Source organism: Enterobacter sp. HG048 (assembly GCF_024702055.1).
Lineage (GTDB): Bacteria > Pseudomonadota > Gammaproteobacteria > Enterobacterales > Enterobacteriaceae > Enterobacter > Enterobacter dykesii.
Genome location: NZ_JANLIZ010000011.1, coordinates 139,598 through 160,961, shown reverse-complemented (window position 1 = coordinate 160,961; position 21,364 = coordinate 139,598). Strand labels below are relative to the sequence as shown.

Below are 21,364 nucleotides of genomic sequence, written 5' to 3'. Positions count from 1 at the left end.
GCGATTTTCCTTAAAAGGGATGGAAAAAGAATGGATAATAACGAACCTGGAACCCCAGTCGACTCGACTCTGGGTTACACATTCCAAAACGATTTTCTGGCGCTGACGCAGGCCTTTTCTTTACCTGAAATAGATTACACCGATATTTCCCAGCGGGAACAGTTGGCCGCGGCTATTAAACGCTGGCCGTTATTAGCTGAATTCGCCCATCAACAATAAGGGAGCCATTGATGGCCATACTCGGATTACAGGGTGTCCGTGGCGGTGTGGGTACCACATCAGTTACCGCGGCGCTGGCGTGGTCATTACAACTTTTAGGTGAATCGGTGCTGGTTATTGACGCCTGCGCCGATAATTTGTTGCGTATGTCGTTTAACGTCGACTTTTCTCGCGAAGAGGGCTGGGCCCGCGCGCTGCTTGATGATAAAAACTGGCAGGATGCAGGGATGCGCTATACCTCCCAGCTCGATCTGCTGCCGTTTGGTCAACTGACCACCACGGAACGCGAGAATGAAGCCGCGTATCAGCGCCTGTTTTCGCAGTTCACGCTTGCGCTGCAAACCCTGAAAGAAAAGGGGCACTACAAGTGGATCCTGCTGGATCTTCCGCACGGCGCCGGCACGCTGACCCGACAGCTTATCGCCCAGTGCGATCATATACTTTCCATCGTCAACGTCGATGCGAACTGCCATATCCGCCTGCATCAGCAGGGATTGCCTCAGAACGCTCACCTTCTGATAAACGATTTGCGTATTGGCAGCCAGATCCAGGACGATCTCTATCAGGTGTGGCTGCAAAGCCAGCGCCGTCTGCTTCCTATTGTCATTCATCGTGATGAGGGAATGGCGGAATGCCTTGCGTCTAAGCAACCGCTCGGCGAATACCGCAGCGATTCACTGGCTGCAGAAGAGATTCTGACGCTGGCTAACTGGTGTCTGCTGAACTTCGCCAACAGGGCGGAGCATGCAGGGAGTGATGTATGAGTCGTCTCGCCAGCTGGTTACTCATCCCGCCGGTGAGTTCGCGTTTGAGCGAACATTACCGGCATTTCCGCCGGCACGGTGCTTCGGCATTTAGCGCCGCGCTCGGTTGTTTCTGGATGATTCTGGCCTGGATGTTTATTCCACTCGAACACCCGCGCTGGCAGCGCATACGTGCCCGGCACAGTGAGCTATATCCGCACATCAATCCCAACCGGCCGCGTCCTTTAGATCCAGCACGTTATCTCATTCAGGCTATCTGGCTGGTGGTCACGTCATCCCGCTCAGAGAAAATAACGCCGCACTGGCGCAGCTTCTCCCGCGTCCAGCAGTTACGTGAGCGCTACCACCAGTGGCTGGACAGACTGCCCAACAGCGTCAGCGATAAGACCAGCCATCTGGATAACCATAAAGAGCTCGGACATCTCCATCCGGGCCTGCGGCGTTTTATCCTCGGCGTGATCGTCGTGTTCTCGCTCATTCTGGCGCTGGTCTGTATTACGCAACCTTTCAACCCTCTGGCGCAGTTCACCTTCCTAATCCTGCTGTGGGGCGTGGCGCTGCTGGTCCGCCGTATTCCGGGCCGCTTCTCGGCGCTGATGCTGATCGTGTTGTCGCTGACCGTCTCCTGTCGCTACATCTGGTGGCGCTATACCTCAACCCTGAACTGGGACGACCCGGTCAGCCTGGTATGCGGTCTGGTGCTGCTGTTTGCTGAAACCTACGCCTGGATCGTGCTGGTGCTGGGCTATTTCCAGGTCATTTGGCCGCTCAACCGCCAGCCGGTTCCGCTGCCAAAAGACACCGCGCAGTGGCCGTCTGTTGATCTCTTTGTACCGACCTACAACGAAGATTTGAGCGTGGTGAAAAACACTATTTATGCCGCGCTGGGCATCGACTGGCCGAAAGACAAGCTCAAGGTCTGGATCCTGGATGACGGCAACCGTCCGGCGTTCCGCCAGTTCGCGGAGGAGGTCGGCGTCGAATACATCGCCCGTCCGACGCATGAACACGCAAAGGCCGGGAACATCAACAACGCGTTGAAGTATGCTACCGGGGAGTTTGTCTCGATCTTTGACTGCGACCACGTGCCGACGCGCTCGTTCCTGCAGATGACCATGGGCTGGTTCCTGAAGGAGAAAGAGCTGGCGATGATGCAGACGCCGCACCACTTCTTCTCCCCGGATCCGTTTGAACGTAACCTTGGCCGTTTCCGCAAAACTCCGAACGAAGGCACGCTGTTCTATGGCCTGGTGCAGGACGGGAACGACATGTGGGATGCCACCTTCTTCTGCGGTTCCTGTGCGGTCATCCGCCGTAAGCCGCTTGATGAAATTGGCGGTATCGCCGTCGAAACGGTCACTGAAGATGCGCACACCTCTTTGCGCCTGCACCGTCGTGGCTATACCTCGGCGTATATGCGAATTCCGCAGGCTGCCGGTCTGGCAACGGAGTCGCTGTCGGCACACATTGGTCAGCGTATTCGCTGGGCGCGCGGCATGGTGCAGATTTTCCGTCTCGATAACCCACTGATTGGGAAAGGGCTCAAGCTGGCGCAACGTCTCTGCTACGTCAACGCCATGTTCCACTTCTTATCCGGTATCCCGCGGCTGATCTTCCTGACCGCGCCGCTGGCGTTCCTGCTCCTTCACGCTTATATCATTTACGCCCCGGCGCTGATGATTGCGCTGTTTGTTCTGCCGCACATGATCCACGCGAGCCTGACGAACTCGAAGATACAGGGTAAATATCGCCACTCCTTCTGGAGTGAAATCTACGAAACGGTGCTGGCCTGGTACATCGCGCCACCAACGATGGTGGCGCTGATTAATCCGCACAAAGGGAAATTCAACGTCACCGCGAAGGGCGGCCTGGTGGAAGAAGAGTACGTCGACTGGGTGATCTCCCGTCCGTATATCTTCCTGGTATTGCTGAATATCGTTGGCGTCATCGCCGGTATCTGGCGTTACTTCTACGGCCCGGAAAACGAAATCCTGACCGTCTTCGTGAGTATGGCCTGGGTCTTCTACAACCTGATTATCCTCGGCGGCGCGGTAGCGGTGTCGGTGGAGAGCAAACAGGTTCGTCGTGCGCATCGCGTTGAAATCTGCATGCCTGCGGCGATCGCCCGTGAAGATGGCCATCTCTTCTCCTGTACCGTGCACGACTTCTCTGACGGTGGTCTGGGGATCAAAATCAACGGCCAGGCGAAGGTGCTGGAAGGCCAGAAAGTTAACCTGCTGCTTAAGCGCGGCCAGCAGGAGTATGTCTTCCCGACGCAGGTTGTGCGCGTGGCGGGCAATGAAGTCGGTTTGCAGCTGATGCCGTTGACCAAAAAGCAACATATCGATTTTGTGCAGTGTACGTTTGCCCGCGCGGACACGTGGGCTCTCTGGCAGGACAGCTTCCCGGAAGATAAACCTCTGGAAAGCCTGCTGGATATTCTGAAGCTGGGGTTCCGTGGCTATCGTCACCTTGCAGAATTTGCCCCGTCGTCGGTGAAATTAATTTTCCGGTCACTTACTTCGCTGGTTTCCTGGGTCGTGTCGTTCATTCCTCGTCGTCCTGAGCGGGATGAGGCGAAGCAGGCGGACCCGGTTATGGCTCAACAATGATGATAACGCGATGAAAACAAAACTTTCCTGGTTATGTGCAGTGGCAATGGGGATGAATGTCCTCCCCGCAACAATGGCTAACGCAGCCCCGGGTAACGCAGCGGCAACGCCTGCGCCAACGGTACCTGTCGTCGCGCAAGCAACCGATCCGGTTGTCACCGCGGCACCTGGTCAAACAGAAAATATCATGCCGAACCAGCCAACGGAGGGGAACACCCTGCCGGCAGACGGCCAGGTCATAGGGCAGGTAATGCCGGGCGTCCGGGGGGCGAATGCGCCCGTCGTCGCGGACAACGCGCCGTCGCGGGACGTGAAGCTGACCTTCGCGCAAATTGCACCGCCTCCGGGCAGCATGGTGCTGCGCGGCATCAACCCTAACGGCGGCATTGAGTTTGGCATGCGCAGCGATGAGGTCGTCTCTAATGCGGTGCTGAACCTGGAATACACGCCGTCTCCGTCTCTGCTGCCGACACAGTCTCAGCTGAAGGTCTACCTGAATGACGAGCTGATGGACGTTCTGCCGGTCACGAAAGAGCAGCTGGGCAAGAAAACCCAGGCGCAGGTGCCGATCAACCCGCTGTTCATCACCGACTTTAACCGCATCCGCCTGGAGTTTGTCGGTCACTACCGCGATGTCTGCGAAAACCCGGCCAGCAACACGCTGTGGATGGACGTCGGGCGTAACTCCTCGCTGCAGATGACCTACCAGTCGCTGGCGCTGAAAAACGATCTCTCGGCATTCCCGGTTCCTTTCTTCGATCCGCGTGATAACCGTCCGCTCACGCTGCCGATGGTGTTTGCATCGTCCCCGGACGTGACCGAGCAGCTGGCGGCCACCATTGTGGCGTCCTGGTTTGGTTCACGTGCCGGCTGGCGTGGACAGAGCTTCCCGGCGATGTATGACAAACTGCCGGACAGAAATGCGATTGTGTTTGCGACCAACGCGAAACGCCCGGCCTTCTTGCGCGATCATCCGGACGTTAAAGCGCCGACCGTTGAGATGATTAGCCACCCGGAAAACCCGTACGTGAAGCTGCTGGTGGTCTTTGGCCGTGATGATAAAGATCTGGTGCAGGCAGCAAAAGCCATTGCCCAGGGTAACGTTCTTTTCCGCGGCAACAGCGTTGTAGTGGATGAGGTCAAACCGCTGCTGGCGCGTAAACCTTATGATGCGCCAAACTGGGTGCGTACCGACCGTGCGGTGACATTTGGCGAGCTGAAAACCTATGAAGAACAGCTGCAGGCGACGGGGCTTGAGCCTGCTCCGATTAGCCTGTCACTGAATCTGCCGCCGGATCTGTATCTGCTGCGTACCAACGGCATTGATATCAATCTGAACTACCGTTATACCGCGCCGGCGACCAAAGACAGCTCGCGCATGGATATCAGCCTGAACAACCAGTTCCTGCAATCGTTCAGCCTGCAAAGCACGCAGGATACTAACCGCCTGATGCTTCGCCTGCCGGTGTTGCAGGGGCTGCTGGACGGTAAAACGGATGTCTCCATTCCGGCACTGAAGCTGGGCGCGATAAACCAGCTGCGCTTTGACTTCCAGTACATGAACCCGACGCCTGGCGGTTCGGCGGAAAACTGCATCACCTTCCAGCCCGTACAGAACCACGTCGTGATTGGCGATGAGTCGACCATCGACTTCTCGAAGTACTATCACTTCCTGGCGATGCCGGACCTGCGCGCCTTTGCTAACGCGGGCTTCCCGTTCAGCCGCATGGCCGATCTCTCTGAGTCCATCGTTGTGATGCCAAAAGCGCCGAGCGAAGGGCAGGTCACGACCCTGCTGGATACCATGGCGACCGTTGGGGGGCAGACGGGATTACCGGCGATTAACGTCACGTTGACGGACGATGGCAGCCAGATCCAGAACAAAGATGCTGACATCATGGTGATCGGTACCATTCCGGATAAGCTGAAGGATGACAAACGTATCGACCTGCTGGTGAAAGCGGCTCAGTCCTGGGTTAACACGCCGCTGCGTCAGACCGAGTTCCCGAGCATTATGCCGGATATGAACGACCGTCAGGCCAGCGCGCAGACGACGGTAACGTCTCAGGGGGCAATGGCCGCGGTGGTGGGCTTCCAGTCGCCTTACAACGAACAGCGTAGCGTGGTGGCTCTCCTGGCGGACAGCCCGCGCGGGTATGAACTGCTCAATACGGCCATGAACGACAGCGGTAAACGTGCCGCGATGTTTGGTTCCGTGTCGGTGATCCGTGAGTCCGGCGTCAATAGCCTGCGCGTGGGCGACGTGTACTACGTGGGCCATCTGCCGTGGTTCGAACGGCTGTGGTATGCGCTGGCTAACCATCCGGTTCTGCTCGCTATCCTGGCGGCGGTCAGCGTGGTCCTGCTGGCATGGGTGCTGTGGCGTCTGCTGCGAATCATCAGCCGTCGTCGCCTGAACCCGGATGAGTAAGATGTGATGAAAGCCTTTCGCTGGTGTGTATTAGCAGCAGTGATGCTGGCGGCGCTTCCTCTTCGCGCCGCCTGTACCTGGCCTGCCTGGGAGCAGTTTAAAAAGGATTACATCAGCGAGGGCGGGCGTGTCGTTGATCCCAGCGACACGCGCAAAATTACGACCTCGGAGGGGCAAAGCTACGCCCTGTTCTTTGCCCTTGCGGGGAACGATCGCAGCGCGTTTGACCAGCTGCTGACCTGGACGCGCGATAATCTTGCCAGCGGCAATCTCAACGACCATCTGCCCGCCTGGCTATGGGGCCAGAAAGATAAAGAGACGTGGGCGGTGATTGATACCAACTCCGCCTCAGACGCCGATGTCTGGATCGCCTGGTCTCTGCTCGAAGCGGGTCGACTGTGGAAAAATCCGGACTATACCCGCACGGGTAAGGCGCTGCTGAAACGCATTGTCAGCGAGGAAGTGGTGAAAGTGCCGGGGCTCGGCGCAATGCTGCTTCCCGGTAAAGTCGGCTTTGCCGATGAAAACGTCTGGCGTTTTAACCCCAGCTATCTTCCTCCGCAGCTAGCGAGTTATTTCACACGCTTTGGTCCCCCGTGGACCCAGCTTCGTGAAACCAATCTGCGTCTGCTGCTGGAGAGCGCGCCGAAAGGGTTTTCGCCGGACTGGGTGCAGTATCAGAAAAACAAAGGCTGGCGGTTACAGCAGGATAAATCGCTGGTGGGCGGCTACGACGCCATCCGCGTTTATCTCTGGGTGGGCATGATGAGTGATAAAGATCCTCAGAAAGCCCGGCTGCTGACGCGCTTCCAGCCGATGGCGGCAAAGACAATGAAACGGGGTGTGCCGCCGGAGAAAGTGGATGTGGCGACGGGTAAACGCACCGGGAATGGCCCGGTCGGGTTCTCTGCCGCCATGCTGCCGTTTTTACAACAACGTGATGCCCAGGCGGTTCAGCGCCAGCGCGTTGCGGACCATTTTCCCGATAATAATGCCTATTACAGCTACGTGCTGACTCTCTTTGGGCAAGGATGGGATCAGCATCGTTTTCGCTTCACCGCAAAAGGTGAATTAATACCGGATTGGGGCCAGGAATGCGCAAGTTCACAATAAATCTACTCACTTTATCGCTTGGCCTGGCGCTTATGCCGTGGGCCCAGGCCGCCAACTCTCCGCAGCAGAAACAGCTGCTGGAACAGGTTCGGCTGGGCGAATCGACACAGCGTGAGGATTTGGTTCGTCAGTCGCTCTATCGTCTTGAGCTGATTGACCCGAACAACCCTGACGTCATTGCCGCACGCTTTCGCTACCTGCTGCGCCAGGGCGATAACGCCGGTGCGCAAAAAGAGCTGGATCGTCTGAAAGGGATCGCGCCGGGCTCAAGTGCGTACCAGTCATCACGTAACACCATGCTGCTGTCCACGCCGGATGGCCGCCAGCAGCTCCAGCAGGCGCGTTTGCTCGCCACCACGGGACACACGCAGGAGGCAATTGCAGCCTATGACAAGCTGTTTGACGGCAACCCGCCGGGCGGCGACGTGGCGACGGAATACTGGAACGTCGTAGCGAAAGATCCCGCTCGCCGGAATGCAGCCATTAGCCAGCTCAAGAAAATAAATACCAGCAGCCCCGGAAATACGCAGCTGCAGGCGACGCTGTCCCAGCTTTTGTTCCAGAGCGGACGCCGTGATGAAGGCTTTGCGGTATTGCAGGAGATGGCTAAATCGACCAACGGGCGCAGCCAGGCGTCTGACATGTGGTATGACCAAATCAAAGGCCAGCCTGCCAGCAGCGCCAGCGTTAGCGCGCTGCAAAAATACCTGAGCGTATTCAGTGACGGGGATAGCGTCGCGGCGGCGCGTGCCCAGCTCGAAGAACAGCAAAAACAGCTCGCTGACCCGGCGTTCCGCGCGAAAGCGGAAGGGCTGGCGGCGGTGGATGCCGGGCAGGGGAGTAAGGCGGTGGCGGAGCTGCAAAAAGCCGTCAGCGCCAACCATGCCGACAGTGAAGCGGTGGGTGCCCTCGGCCAGGCTTATTCCCAGAAAGGCGACCGCGCCCGCGCGGTGGCGCAGTTTGAAAAGGCGATTGCCCTCGATCCCCAGAGCGATAACCGGGGTAAATGGGACAGTTTGCTGAAGGTTAACCGTTACTGGCTGCTGATCCAGCAGGGCGATGCGGCCCTGAAGGCGAATAATCCTGCGCAGGCGGAGCGTTACTATCAGCAGGCGCGCAGTATCGACAATACCGACAGTTATGCCGTGCTGGGGCTGGGCGATGCCGCCGCGGCGCGTAAAGATAACGACGCGGCGGAGCGTTATTATCGCCAGGCGCTGCGTATGGACAGCGGCAACAGCAATGCGGTCCGCGGCCTGGCCAATATTTATCGCGCGCAGTCCCCGGAGAAGGCCTCGCAGTTTATCCAGTCTCTCTCCGCCAGCCAGCGCCGGAGCATTGATGATATTGAACGCAGCCTGACCAACGAGCAGCTCTCCGCTCAGGCCGAACAGCTGGAGAATCAGGGGAAATACGCCCAGGCGGCAGAGATCCAGCGTCGTCGTCTGGCGCTCTCTCCCGGCGACGTGTGGATAACCTATCGTCTCTCGCGCGATCTCTACAGCGCGGGTCAGCGCAGCCAGGCGGATACCCTGATGCGTCAGCTTGCCAGCCAGAAACCGTCCGACCCGGATCAGGTGTACGCCAACGGGCTCTATCTTTCCGGCAACGATCAGGACCGCGCCGCGCTGGCGCATCTGGGCACGCTGCCGCGCAGCCAGTGGAACGGCAATATTCAGGAGCTTGCCGACCGTCTGCAAAGCAACCAGGTGCTGGAAACCGCCAACCGTCTGCGCGACAGCGGCAAAGAGCAGGAGGCGGAAAACCTTCTGCGCCAGCAGCCGACCTCCACCCGCATCGACCTGACGCTGGCGGATTGGGCGCAGCAGCGTGGCGATCTGGCGTCGGCGAAAACGACGTACAGCGCTGTCCTGCAGCGTGAGCCGCAGAACGAAGATGCGATCCTCGGCCTGACCGAGATTTATAGCGCGCAGGGTGACAAAGACGCTGCGCGCGCGGAACTGGCGAAACTGCCCGCCGCGCAAAACGGCCAGCCGCTGTCGCTCAACATGCAGCGCCGGATCGCGATGGCGCAGGCAGGTCTGGGCGATTCCGCTGCCGCAGAACAGACCTTCAACAAAATCATTCCGCAGGCTAAATCGCAGCCCGGCTCCATGGAAAACGCGCTGGTGTTACGTGATGCCGCGCGTTTCCAGGCGCAAAACGGGCAGCCTCAGCAGGCGCTGGAAACCTATAAAGACGCGATGGTGTCGTCCGGCGTCACGACGACCCGTCCGGCCGACAACGACAGCTTCACTCGTCTGACGCGCAACGATGAAAAAGACGACTGGCTGAAGCGCGGCGTGCGCAGTGATGCCGGTGACTTGTACCGTCAGCAGGATGTTAACGTCACGCTGCAGCACGATTACTGGGGCTCCAGCGGCACGGGCGGTTATTCGGACCTGAAAGCGCACACCACCATGCTGCAGGTGGATGCCCCGCTGTCTGACGGGCGCATGTTCTTCAGAAGCGATCTGGTCAACATGGACGCCGGTTCATTTGATAACAATAACGGGACTTACGATCCAAAATGGGGGACCTGCTACGAAACGCCGTGTAGCGGCAACACCCATCAGTCCGACAATGGCGCAAGCGTTGCCGTCGGCTGGCAGAATAAAACCTGGGCGATGGATATTGGCACTACGCCAATGGGCTTTGACGTCGTCGACGTGGTGGGCGGTATCAGCTACAGCAGCGATCTGGGCCCCATCGGCTATACCGTTAACGCCCATCGCCGCCCAATCTCCAGCTCCCTGCTGGCGTTCGCCGGGCAAAAAGATACTAACACCGGCACCACCTGGGGCGGCGTACGTGCCACCGGTGGCGGCGTAAGCATGAGCTATGACAAAGGGCAAGCGAACGGCGTCTGGTCAAGCCTGAACGCGGAAACGCTGACGGGTAAAAATGTGGAAGATAACTGGCGCGTCCGCTGGATGACGGGTTACTACTACAAGCTCATTAATAAAAACAATGAGCGCCTGACGGTCGGCGTCTCCAATATGCTCTGGCACTACGACAAAGACCTGAGCGGTTATACCCTGGGTCAGGGCGGCTACTACAGTCCGCAGGAGTATGTCTCCTTCGCACTGCCGGTAACCTGGCGTAAACGCACGGAGAACTGGTCCTGGGAGCTGGGTGGCTCGGTCTCCTGGTCTCACTCCAAAACCAAAGACGAGCTGCGCTACCCGATTCAGAATCTGATCCCGACCGATGAGCCAGACCGCTATACCGACCGGGGAGCGATGGAAACCGGCAGCAGTTCCTCAGGCACGGGTTATACCGCGCGAGCCATTATCGAACGCCGCGTAACGTCCAACTGGTTTGTGGGCATGGGCGTGGATATTCAGGAGGCGAAAGACTATACCCCAAGCCATGCGCTGATCTATGTGCGTTACTCTGCTGCAGGCTGGCAGGGCGATATGGACTTACCGCCGCAGCCGCTCATCCCTTACGCGGACTGGTAATCGGATTTTCCTTAATCCATTTGTAAGTCTCTCTTAATAGCGCGGCAATCGGGTATACTCAGGCGCGCCAGGTTTACACCCTGGCGCGCCCTGCGCCTCGAGTTTTGTGGAGAGTCATTTTGCGTGTCAGCCGTTCCTTAACAATCAAACAGATGGCGATGGTTTCTGCCGTCACCATGCTGTTTGTACTGCTCTTCTGCGTAATTTTGCTGTTTCATTCCGTACAGCAGAATCGCTATAACACGGCTTCGCAGTTAGAAAGTATCGCGCGCTCGGTGCGCGGCCCGCTCTCTGCCTCTATCCTGAAAGGGGATATTCCCGAAGCGGAAACCATTTTAAAACGTATTCAGCCTGCCGGCGTTGTTAGCCGCGCCGACGTCGTCTTGCCCAACCAGTTTCAGGCGCTGCGGATGAGCTTTATCCCGGAGCGTCCCGTCCCGATGATGGTGATGCGCCTGTTTGAACTGCCGGTGCAGATTTCACTGCCCGTTTATTCGCTTGAACGCCCTGCCAATCCGCAGCCGCTGGCCTATCTGGTATTACAGGCGGACTCCTACCGGATGTATAAATTCGTCATGAGTTGGGTGGTTACGTTAGTGACCACTTGCTTACTTATGACGCTTATTCTCAGCGTGGCGCTCACCTGGTGCATTAACCGGCTGATTGTTCATCCGCTGCGCCGTATCGCCCGCGAGCTGAATACGCTTGCGCCGCAGGATCAGATGGGACATCAGCTTGAGCTACCGCGTCTGCATCATGACGATGAGATAGGTATGCTGGTGCGCAGCTACAATCTCAACCAGCAGCGCATCCAGCGCCAGCAGGATGAGTTAAACAGCAGCGCCACGCGCTTCCCGGTGTCGGAGCTTCCCAATAAAGCCTTCCTGATGGCGATGCTGGAGCAAACCGTTGAGCGCCAGCAAACCACGGCGCTGATGGTTATCGCCTGCGAAACCCTGCAGGACACGGCTGGCGTGCTCAAGGAGAGCCAGCGCGAAATGCTGCTGCTCACCCTGGTGGAAAAGATCAAATCTGTCCTTGCCCCGCGTATGGTGCTGACTCAGGTCAGCGGTTATGACCTGGTGGTGATTGCTAACGGCGTAAAAGAACCATGGCATGCGATCACGTTAGGTCAGCAAGTACTCACTGTCATTAATGAGCGGTTGCCCATTCAGGGTATCCAGCTTCGTCCAAGCGCCAGTATCGGTATTGCGATGTACTATGGCGATTTAACGGCAGAGCAGCTTTATCATCGCGCGTTCTCGGCGGCGTTCACCGCCCGGCGCAAAGGCAAAAATCAGATCCAGTTCTTCGCGCCGGAAGAGATGGAAAAGGCGCAGCAGCGCCTGACGGAAGAGAGCGACATCCTGACCGCGCTGGATAACCGCCAGTTTGCCCTCTGGCTACAGCCGCAGGTGAATTTGCTGACGGGAGAAGTGAAAAGCGCCGAGGCACTGCTGCGCGTGCAGCAGCCGGATGGTTCATGGGAGCTGCCGGAAGGGCTGATTGAGCGCATTGAGTCCTGTGGCCTGATGGTTACCGTCGGCTACTGGGTTCTGGAGGAGTCCTGCCGTCAGCTTGCCGCCTGGCAGGAGCGCGGCGTGACGCTGCCGCTGTCGGTCAATTTGTCTGCCCTGCAGCTTATGCATCCAACCATGGTTTCAGAGATGCTGGAGCTGATCCATCGTTACCGAATCAAGCCTGATACGTTAACTCTGGAAGTGACGGAGAGCCGACGCATCGACGACCCCAATCAGGCGGTCGCGATTCTGAAACCGCTGCGTAATGCCGGCATCCGCATTGCGCTTGACGATTTTGGCATGGGATACGCCGGGCTGCGTCAGCTTCAGCACATGAAAACCCTTCCGGTGGATGTGCTCAAAATTGACAAAGCGTTTGTCGACGGTCTGCCGGGCGACAGCAGCATGGTGCAGGCGATTATCCAGATGGCGCGCAGCCTCAACCTGCATCTTATTGCCGAGGGAATTGAAACCGAAGCGCAACGCGCCTGGCTGGCAGAGGCGGGCGTGGAGAGCGGACAAGGCTTCCTTTTTGCCCCTGCTGTTCCTTCGGATGTCTTTGAAGAACGATACCTTTCTGGTGCTGACAATAACGCAAAAGTGTAATTTTGTTGCTGGCTTGTGCGAGCCAGCTCAAAGTTCTTAACATTTGTGTTTCAAATTTGAACTGAGTTTATTTCTGTCCTGTTATGTGGGTGTTATTTTAAAGCCGCAGGTTAACCATAACCTTACAAAGCCTGTGGTTTTTCTTCCCAAGGACACCTTATGAAAACCTCACTCTTCAAAAGTCTTTATTTCCAGGTCCTGACAGCCATCGCCATCGGTATTCTGCTGGGTCACTATTACCCTGAGCTGGGCGCGCAAATGAAACCGCTTGGCGACGCGTTCGTTAAGCTCATCAAAATGGTCATCGCGCCGGTGATCTTCTGTACCGTCGTGACGGGCATCGCTGGCATGGAAAGCATGAAGGCGGTCGGCCGTACCGGTGCAGTGGCGCTTCTCTATTTTGAAGTGGTCAGTACCCTTGCACTGATTATCGGTCTGATCATCGTCAACGTGGTGCAGCCGGGCGCGGGGATGAACGTAGACCCGTCAACGCTGGATGCCAAAGCGGTCGCGGTGTATGCCGAGCAGGCGAAGGATCAGGGCGTGGTTGCCTTCCTGCTGGACGTGATACCGGGCAGCGTGATTGGCGCCTTCGCCAGCGGTAACATCCTGCAGGTGCTGCTGTTCGCCGTGATGTTTGGCTTTGCTCTGCACCGTCTGGGCAGCAAAGGCCAGCTTATCTTTAATGTGATCGAAAGCTTCTCGCAGGTGATTTTCGGCATCATCAATATGATCATGCGCCTGGCGCCGATCGGTGCTTTCGGTGCGATGGCCTTCACCATCGGTAAGTATGGCGTCGGTACGCTGGTGCAGCTGGGTCAGCTGATTATCTGCTTCTATATCACCTGTATCCTTTTCGTGGTGGTGGTGCTGGGCTCCATCGCCCGCGCGACGGGTTTCAACATCTTCAAATTTATCCGTTACATCCGCGAAGAGCTGCTGATCGTTCTGGGGACATCCTCTTCAGAATCGGCGCTGCCGCGTATGCTCGACAAGATGGAAAAGCTGGGGTGCCGTAAATCGGTGGTCGGGCTGGTGATCCCGACGGGCTACTCCTTCAACCTGGACGGCACCTCGATATACCTGACGATGGCGGCCGTGTTTATCGCTCAGGCGACCAACAGCCATATGGATATTTTCCACCAGATTACCCTGCTGGTGGTGCTCCTGCTCTCCTCTAAAGGCGCGGCAGGCGTGACGGGCAGTGGCTTTATCGTGCTGGCTGCTACTATTTCCGCTGTGGGTCACCTGCCGGTGGCGGGTCTGGCGCTGATTCTGGGTATTGACCGCTTTATGTCTGAGGCGCGTGCGTTAACCAACCTGGTGGGTAACGGCGTGGCAACGGTGGTGGTGGCGAAATGGGTGAAAGAGCTGGATCACAAAAAGCTCGACGATACTCTGAATAATCGTTCATCTGACAGCAAAAATCCTGGCTTAACCTCCTAATCTTGTCACAAATGCCCGTATTCCCTTGTCGGGATGCGGGCTCCTGCGCATAATAACTGTTCGTACCTGTCATAATTCGACAAGATTTTTTTTGGGTATATTTCACTTCTGACCGTGACGTTTTGCCGAACGCGCGGTCTAATCGACGTGTTTTCATCGTCATCTTTAAGAGTGAAGCGCGTCGCGAAACACTCTTTTTAACCAGGAATGTTGATCAGGGGTTCACATGCAGGGCACAAAAATTCGACTCTTAACCGGCGGTTTGCTGATGATGGCAGCAGCCAGTTATGTGCAGGCAGATGCGCTCCAGCCAGACCCGGCCTGGCAACAAGGGACCTTAGCGAACGGTTTTCAGTGGCAGGTTTTAGCCACGCCGCAACGTCCCAGTGACCGTGTAGAAATCCGTCTGTCCATTAATACCGGTTCCCTCACGGAAAGCACCCAGCAAACCGGTTTTAGCCATTTTATTCCCCGGCTGGCGCTCACGCAGAGCGGCAGCCTGCAAGCGGTTCAGGTGCGTTCGCTTTGGCAGCAGGCCATCGATCCGAAACGCCCGCTCCCTCCGGCTGTGGTCTCGTATGACTACACCATGTTTAACCTGAGCCTGCCAAATAACCGTAACGATCTGCTAAAAGAAGCGCTTACGTATCTCTCCGATGCCTCTGGCAATCTGGCGATTACGCCGGACACCGTCAACTATGCGCTGAGCAACAGCGACATGGTGGCGACCTGGCCCGGGGATACCAAAGAGGGCTGGTGGCGTTATCGCCTGAAGGGCTCGACGTTACTGGGACATGACCCGGCCGAACCGCTGAAACAGCCGGTGGATGCCGAACAGGTAAAATCGTTCTATCAGAAGTGGTACACCCCGGACGCCATGACGCTGATCGTGGTGGGTAACGTGGACAGCCGCGCGGTGGTGGAGCAGATCAACAAAGCGTTTGGTGATTTAAAAGGCAAGCGTGAAACGCCAGCCCCTGTCCCGACGCTCTCTCCGCTGCGTGCAGAGCCTGTCAGCATTATGACGGACGCCGTGCGTCAGGATCGCCTCTCCGTCATGTGGGATAACGCCTGGCAGCCCATCCGCGAGTCCGCGGCGATGCTGCGCTACTGGCGTGCCGATCTGGCGCGTGAAGCGCTGTTCTGGCACGTTCAGCAGACGCTGAGCAAGAACAACGTGAAGAATATCGGTCTTGGCTTTGACTGCCGCGTGCTGTTCCAGCGTGCGCAGTGTGCCATCAACGTTGAATCGCCGGGCGATAAGCTGAATGCCAATCTGGGCGTGGTCGCAAAAGAGCTGGCAAAAGTGCGTAAAGAAGGGCTTTCCGAAGAGGAATTCAACGCTCTCGTGGCGCAGAAAAAACTCGAGCTGCAGAAGCTGTTTGCGACCTACGCTCGCGCCGATACCGACATTCTGATCAGCCAGCGTATTCGTTCCCTGCAGAATCAGGTGGTGGACATTGCGCCGGAACAGTACCAGAAGCTTCGTCAGGATTTCCTGAACGGTCTGACCGTCGATATGCTCAATCAGGACCTCCGTCAGCAGCTGTCGCAGGAGATGGCGTTGATCCTCCTGCAGCCGAAGGGCGAGCCGGAATATGACATGAAGGAACTTCAGAAGACCTGGGATTCCATTATGGCTACCGCACCGCAGCCTGCGCAGGCCGCCACGGCTGATGATTTACATCCGGACGCGACGGATATTCCGCAAGGGCAGTAATGCTTAAACGTTCCCTCTCCCTGTGGGAGAGGGTTAAGGTGAGGGCATCAGCCCGCACCCTCCTTAAACAGGCATCGCCTCGCGCGGAATAATCGCTCCGCGATACTGAATCACCGTGCTGGCCGTCAGGTGCCCACGCTGTGCCGCCGCTTCCGGCGTTCCACCCGTCAGACGTACCGCCAGATAACCCGCGCTGAATGAATCACCGGCCGCCGTGGTATCAATCACTTTCTCTTTGGCAAGCTTCACCGCCGGAACGTCAACCAGCGCTTCGCCCGCCACCGCGACCAGGCACGAATCTGCACCGCGCTTAATCACCACTTCGCTCACGCCTGCCGCCTGCGTGCGTGCAATCACGTCCTCTACCGGTTTCTCACCCCACAGGGCGTCTTCATCGTCGAGCGTCAGGAAGGCGATGTCGGTGCATTGCAGCATCTGTTGGTAGACCTGCTGCGTCTCTTCGCGGCTGGCCCACAGGCGCGGGCGGTAGTTGTTATCGAAAATAACCTTGCCGCCGTTTGCCCGGCATTCGCGCAGCAGCGAGAGCAGCTTTTCACGGCTGCTGGGGCTTAAAATCGCCAGGCTAATCCCGCTCAGATAGAGGTAGTCAAAGGTCGCCAGCTCTTCACAGATGGCCGCGGCCGCGTCGCTCTCCAGCCAGAATTTGGCCGCGGCTTCGTTACGCCAGTAATAAAACGTGCGTTCGCCTGTACTGTCGGTTTCGATGTAATAAAGCCCCGGGAGGCGGTTCTCCATACGCTGAATCAGCGACGTTTCAACATGTTCACTCTGCCAGGCCTCCAGCATTTGCTGGCTGAAGCTGTCCGTGCCCAGGGCGGTCACGTAGTTCACGGTGAGCGCCTCAGGTGAAACCTGACGGGCAATGTAAACCGAGGTGTTTAACGTATCGCCACCAAATCCGCGGCTGACTTCCGCGCCTTTTTGCGACAGCTCAATCATGCATTCGCCAATCACGGCAATTTTTTTGGACATAATCGTTAACCTGAACAGAAGAATTATCAGCAGTGTGCGCTGAGTGAATTAACCGGTCAACTATATTAAAACAACGTTCCATTATTTTATTTGAGCCAGCGCGTGTTACCGCGCATTTCTGTCATCTTAATTTCATTTTCCCGGTGAATTGAACATAAAGTTCTCAATTGTCGCGCCGATAATCCTGTGACGAGTCCAGAAAGGCTATCCCAACAACAGGACATCTGAAATGAAGTCAGAGCAGGTTATCCAGCGGCTGAGCACTACGCCTGAGGCAAGTATTGAGAACTTGCAGGAGCATCGCTACTGGCTGCAATGTGAGCGTGCGTACACCTATCAGCCGATTTACCGAACAGATGGTCGACTGATGGCAATTGAAATATTAACCGTCGTTACGCACCCCACAAACCCTACTCAGCGCATCCCGCCGGATCGCTATTTTGCCGAAGTTGCCGTTCGCCAGCGTCTGGACGTGCTGGAAGAGCAGCTTCGTATGCTGGCGACGAAGCAGTCCTTTTTCGAACAGCACGATATCCTCGCCTCGGTGAACGTCGATGGTCCAACCCTGCTGGCGCTGCGTCAGAACGCAAAATTGCAGGAGCTGATCGCCACTCTTCCGTGGATGCGCTTTGAGCTGGTGGAGCATGTCCGCCTGCCGCAGGATTCCTCGTTTGCGTCGATATGCGAATACGGCCCGCTGTGGCTGGATGACTTTGGCACCGGCATGGCGAACTTCTCCGCCCTGAGTGAAGTGCGCTACGACTACATTAAGGTGGCCCGCGACCTGTTCATTATGCTGCGTCAGACCCCGGAAGGGCGGAATCTGTTTACGCTGTTATTACAGCTGATGAACCGCTATTGCCAGGGCGTGATTGTTGAAGGTGTGGAAACACTGGAAGAGTGGCGTGATGTGCAAAACTCTCCCGCAGCGGCGGCGCAAGGCTATTATCTCTCGCGCCCAGTCCCAATGGATCGCCTCGATAGCGTGATAATGACCCTCTGATAAGCCCGCTTCCCTTTGTCTGGACTATAGTTTTACAGGACAGGTCATCAGGAAAGGGGATAAAAATGACGAGAACAACCAGGGTAATCTCCTGGACAGCAGGGATTTTCTTGTTGTTGATCGTGGTCGTCGCCATCATTATTGCGACGTTTGACTGGAACCGTCTCAAGCCGACCATCAACCAGAAAGTCTCAACCGAACTGAACCGCCCCTTCGCCATACGCGGTGATTTAGGGGTGGTGTGGGAGCGTCAGAAAGAGGAGCCAGGCTGGCGAAGCTGGATCCCCTGGCCACACGTCCATGCCGACGACATCATTCTCGGCAACCCGCCGGATATCCCGGACGTCACCATGATCCACCTGCCGCGCGTTGAAGCCACGCTGGCTCCGTTAGCGCTCCTCACCAAAACGGTCTATCTGCCGTGGATCAAACTTCAGCAGCCCGATGCGCGTCTGATCCGACTTTCAGAAAAAAACAACAACTGGACGTTTAACCTTGCCAGCGACAGCGAAAAAGATCCGAATGCCCAGCCTTCTTCCTGGTCATTCCGTCTCGACAATATTCTTTTCGATCGCGGGCGGATCGCCATCGACGATAAGGTCAGCAAGGCGGACGTGGAGATCCTGGTCGATCCGCTGGGCAAACCGCTGCCGTTTAGCGAGGTCACGGGCACGAAAGCGAAAGGTGACGCGGCAAGCGTGGGTGACTATGTCTTCGGCCTGACGGCAAAAGGACGATATAACGATCAGCCTCTCAGCGGTAAAGGGAAAATCGGCGGGATGCTGGCGCTTCGGAGCGAAGGCACGCCGTTCCCGGTGCAGGCGGACTTCCGTTCCGGTAACACCCGCGTGGCGTTCGTGGGCACGGTCAACGACCCGATGAATATGGGGGGCGTCGACCTTCAGCTTAAATTTGCAGGCGATTCGCTGGGCGAGCTGTATGAACTGACCGGCGTGCTGCTGCCGGATACCCCGCCGTTCGAAACGGACGGGCATCTGGTCGCCAAAATCGATACTGAAAAAGCGTCCGTTTTTGACTACCGGGATTTCAACGGCCGGATCGGCGACAGCGATATCCACGGCACGCTGACCTACACCACCGGAAAACCGCGCCCGAAACTGGAAGGGGATGTGGAGTCCCGTCAGCTGCGTCTGGCCGATCTGGGTCCGCTGATTGGCGTGGACTCAGGCAAAGGCACAAAGTCGAAAGAGGTCAAAAAGGATGTTCAGCCTGCCGGCAAAGTGCTGCCATACGATCGCTTCGAAACCGACAAATGGAACGTGATGGATGCGGATGTGCGCTTCAAAGGCGGAAAAATTGAACATGGCAGTACGCTGCCGATCAGCAATCTTTCGACCCATATCCTCCTCAAAAACGCCGACCTGCGCCTGCAGCCGCTGAAGTTCGGCATGGCGGGTGGGACGATTTCTTCGAACATTCATCTGGAAGGCGATAAGAAGCCGATGCAGGGGCGGGCGGAGATCCAGGCGCGTCGATTGAAGCTGAAAGAGCTGATGCCGAACGTAGAGCTGATGCAGAAAACCCTCGGTGAAATGAATGGTGATGCCGACATTCGCGGCGTGGGGAACTCGGTGGCGGCGCTGCTGGGCAGCGGCAATGGTAACCTGAAGCTGCTGATGAACGACGGGCTGGTGAGCCGAAACCTGATGGAGATCCTGGGGCTGAACGTGGGTAACTACGTCATCGGGCAAATCTTCGGTGATGACGAGGTGCGGGTGAACTGCGCGGCGGCCAATCTGGATCTGGTTAACGGCGTGGCGCGTCCGCAGATATTTGCCTTCGACACGGAAAACGCGGTGATTAACGTAACCGGTACCGCCAGCATGGCCTCGGAGCAGCTTGATCTGACGATTGACCCGGAAAGTAAGGGGATCCGCATCATCACCCTGCGCTCGCCGCTTTACGTGCGCGGAACCTTCAAAAACCCGCAGGCGGGCGTGAAGCCCGGACCGCTGATTGCGCGCGGTGCGGTGGCTGCGGCACTGGCGACGCTGGTCACCCCAGCCGCAGCCCTACTGGCGTTGATTTCACCGTCAGAAGGCGAGGCCAATCAGTGCCGGACTATTTTGTCGCAGATGAAGAAGTAGCTCACTCTCCCTGTGGGAGAGGGGCGTCAGGCCGCAGTGAATTACAGAGCCTGGTGCTTAGTTTCGTGCGTCAGCAGCAGCGCAATCAGCGTCAGCGCCGCCATTGCCGCCAGATAGACCCCCACATAGAACAGACCATAGTTCGCCTGCAGCCAGGTGGCGATATACGGCGCAACGGACGCGCCCAGAATAGAGGCAACGTTGTAGGAGAATGACGCACCGGTATAACGTACTTCCGTCGGGAACAGCTCGGGCAGCAGCGCGCCCATCGGGCCGAAGGTCAGCCCCATCAGGCTCAGGCCAATCAGCAGATAGGCCATCACCAGCGCCGGGCTACCTGAACCCAGCAGCGGCGGGAAGACGAACAGAGCAAACAGAATGATGAGCGTGGTGATCGTAATCATGCTCGCACGACGACCGAATTTATCCGCCAGCAGGCCCGCAATCGGTACCATCACACCAAACCCGATCACCGCCATCATCAGCATCCACAGCACTTCATTACGCGGCAGGCCCAGGCCAACCGGCGCGGCGGCGGTACTGAACGTCATGGAGTAGACGGTCATAATGTAGAAAAGCGTATAGGTAGCCAGCATGATGAACGTGCCCAGTACGGTCACGCGGACGTGTTTGGTCAGCAGCGTACCCAGCGGCACTTTCACCTGCTTGTTCGCCGCGGCCACTTTCGCGAAAACAGGCGTCTCATGCAGCGAAACGCGCACGTACAGGCCAATCAGCACCAGCACGGCTGAGAAGATAAACGGGAGACGCCAGCCCCAGCTCATGAACTGTTCATCCGTCAGCAGCCAGGAGAGCAGCAGGAACGTCCCGTTGGCAAAGAAGAAGCCAATCGGAGCGCCCAGCTGCGGGAATGAACCGTACAGCGCGCGCTTGCGCGCCGGGGCGTTCTCGGTGGCCAGCAGCGCCGCGCCGCCCCATTCACCGCCCAGCCCCAGACCCTGACCAAAACGCGCCAGCGCCAGCAGGACCGGCGCCAGAATGCCGATGGTTTCATAGGTCGGCAGCAGACCGATGGCTACGGTGGAGATGCCCATCGTCAGCAGCGAGGCCACCAGGGTGACTTTTCGGCCAATGCGATCGCCAAAGTGTCCAAACAGCGCAGAGCCAATCGGACGCGCAACAAACGCGATAGCAAAAGTCGCCAGAGACTGCAGCGTGGCCGCCGTCGGATCGCCCTGCGGGAAGAAAATATGCGGGAAGACGATGACCGCGGCGGTGGCATAAATATAAAAGTCGAAGAACTCAATGGCGGTGCCAATCAGCGATGCGACGACGACTTTATTGCGCGAGTTTACCGGAACGTTTTCCGTTCCTGAGTCGAGTGTGGTGGCGGTTGCTTGCATA

At 57.4% G+C, this 21,364-nt stretch carries 13 protein-coding genes; 11 read left to right on the top strand and 2 right to left on the bottom strand.

What is annotated here, in order from left to right:
* Positions 1 to 30 precede the first annotated feature (30 nt).
* The 9 genes from bcsR to NUX24_RS14400 all read left to right on the top strand — a co-directional run bounded on the left by bcsR (position 31) and on the right by NUX24_RS14400 (position 15,895).
* Positions 31 to 219 carry a cellulose biosynthesis protein BcsR gene (gene bcsR, locus NUX24_RS14440; protein WP_008503237.1) on the top strand — a complete coding sequence of 63 codons (189 nt, stop codon included), beginning with the start codon at positions 31 to 33 and terminating at the stop codon, positions 217 to 219.
* Positions 220 to 230: 11 nt separating this feature from the next.
* Positions 231 to 983, top strand: a complete 753-nt coding sequence (gene bcsQ, locus NUX24_RS14435; RefSeq protein WP_047652955.1) for a cellulose biosynthesis protein BcsQ — start codon at positions 231 to 233, stop codon at positions 981 to 983.
* Positions 980 to 3,595 carry a UDP-forming cellulose synthase catalytic subunit gene (bcsA, locus tag NUX24_RS14430; protein ID WP_029740462.1) on the top strand — a complete coding sequence of 872 codons (2,616 nt, stop codon included), beginning with the start codon at positions 980 to 982 and terminating at the stop codon, positions 3,593 to 3,595. The genes bcsQ and bcsA overlap by 4 nt, the downstream gene beginning before the upstream one ends.
* A gap of 10 nt (positions 3,596 to 3,605) precedes the next feature.
* Positions 3,606 to 6,026, top strand: coding sequence for a cellulose biosynthesis cyclic di-GMP-binding regulatory protein BcsB (gene bcsB / locus NUX24_RS14425; RefSeq protein WP_045143092.1), 2,421 nt, complete (start codon positions 3,606 to 3,608; stop codon positions 6,024 to 6,026).
* Positions 6,027 to 6,032: 6 nt separating this feature from the next.
* A complete protein-coding gene (bcsZ, locus tag NUX24_RS14420) occupies positions 6,033 to 7,139 on the top strand; it encodes a cellulose synthase complex periplasmic endoglucanase BcsZ (RefSeq protein ID WP_257832398.1) in 1,107 nt (368 codons plus the stop codon).
* Positions 7,121 to 10,603: a cellulose synthase complex outer membrane protein BcsC gene (gene bcsC, locus NUX24_RS14415; RefSeq protein WP_257832355.1), complete on the top strand. Its 3,483-nt coding sequence runs from the start codon at positions 7,121 to 7,123 to the stop codon at positions 10,601 to 10,603. The genes bcsZ and bcsC overlap by 19 nt, the downstream gene beginning before the upstream one ends.
* A 119-nt stretch (positions 10,604 to 10,722) precedes the next feature.
* Positions 10,723 to 12,729, top strand: a complete 2,007-nt coding sequence (hmsP, locus tag NUX24_RS14410) for a biofilm formation regulator HmsP (protein WP_214577475.1) — start codon at positions 10,723 to 10,725, stop codon at positions 12,727 to 12,729.
* Between the two features lie 159 nt (positions 12,730 to 12,888).
* On the top strand, positions 12,889 to 14,175 hold the full coding sequence (locus NUX24_RS14405) for a dicarboxylate/amino acid:cation symporter (RefSeq protein WP_126330567.1): 1,287 nt from the start codon (positions 12,889 to 12,891) through the stop codon (positions 14,173 to 14,175).
* A 226-nt stretch (positions 14,176 to 14,401) separates the two neighbouring features.
* Positions 14,402 to 15,895, top strand: coding sequence for a pitrilysin family protein (locus tag NUX24_RS14400; RefSeq protein ID WP_047173984.1), 1,494 nt, complete (start codon positions 14,402 to 14,404; stop codon positions 15,893 to 15,895).
* 63 nt (positions 15,896 to 15,958) lie between these two features.
* Here the strand turns inward: NUX24_RS14400 and NUX24_RS14395 are convergent, their stop codons facing one another.
* Entirely contained in the window at positions 15,959 to 16,888 is a 930-nt protein-coding gene (locus NUX24_RS14395; protein ID WP_257832351.1) for a sugar kinase, read from the bottom strand.
* Positions 16,889 to 17,117: 229 nt separating this feature from the next.
* Between NUX24_RS14395 and pdeH the strand changes: the two genes are divergently transcribed.
* Positions 17,118 to 17,891 (top strand): cyclic-guanylate-specific phosphodiesterase, encoded by a 774-nt coding sequence (gene pdeH / locus NUX24_RS14390; RefSeq protein ID WP_257832349.1) that lies wholly within the window; start codon positions 17,118 to 17,120, stop codon positions 17,889 to 17,891.
* A gap of 65 nt (positions 17,892 to 17,956) precedes the next feature.
* Positions 17,957 to 19,999, top strand: coding sequence for an AsmA family protein (locus NUX24_RS14385; RefSeq protein ID WP_257832347.1), 2,043 nt, complete (start codon positions 17,957 to 17,959; stop codon positions 19,997 to 19,999).
* A gap of 41 nt (positions 20,000 to 20,040) precedes the next feature.
* Here the strand turns inward: NUX24_RS14385 and NUX24_RS14380 are convergent, their stop codons facing one another.
* Positions 20,041 to 21,363 carry an MFS transporter gene (locus NUX24_RS14380; RefSeq protein WP_023309582.1) on the bottom strand — a complete coding sequence of 441 codons (1,323 nt, stop codon included), beginning with the start codon at positions 21,361 to 21,363 and terminating at the stop codon, positions 20,041 to 20,043.
* Position 21,364: the final 1 nt, after the last annotated feature.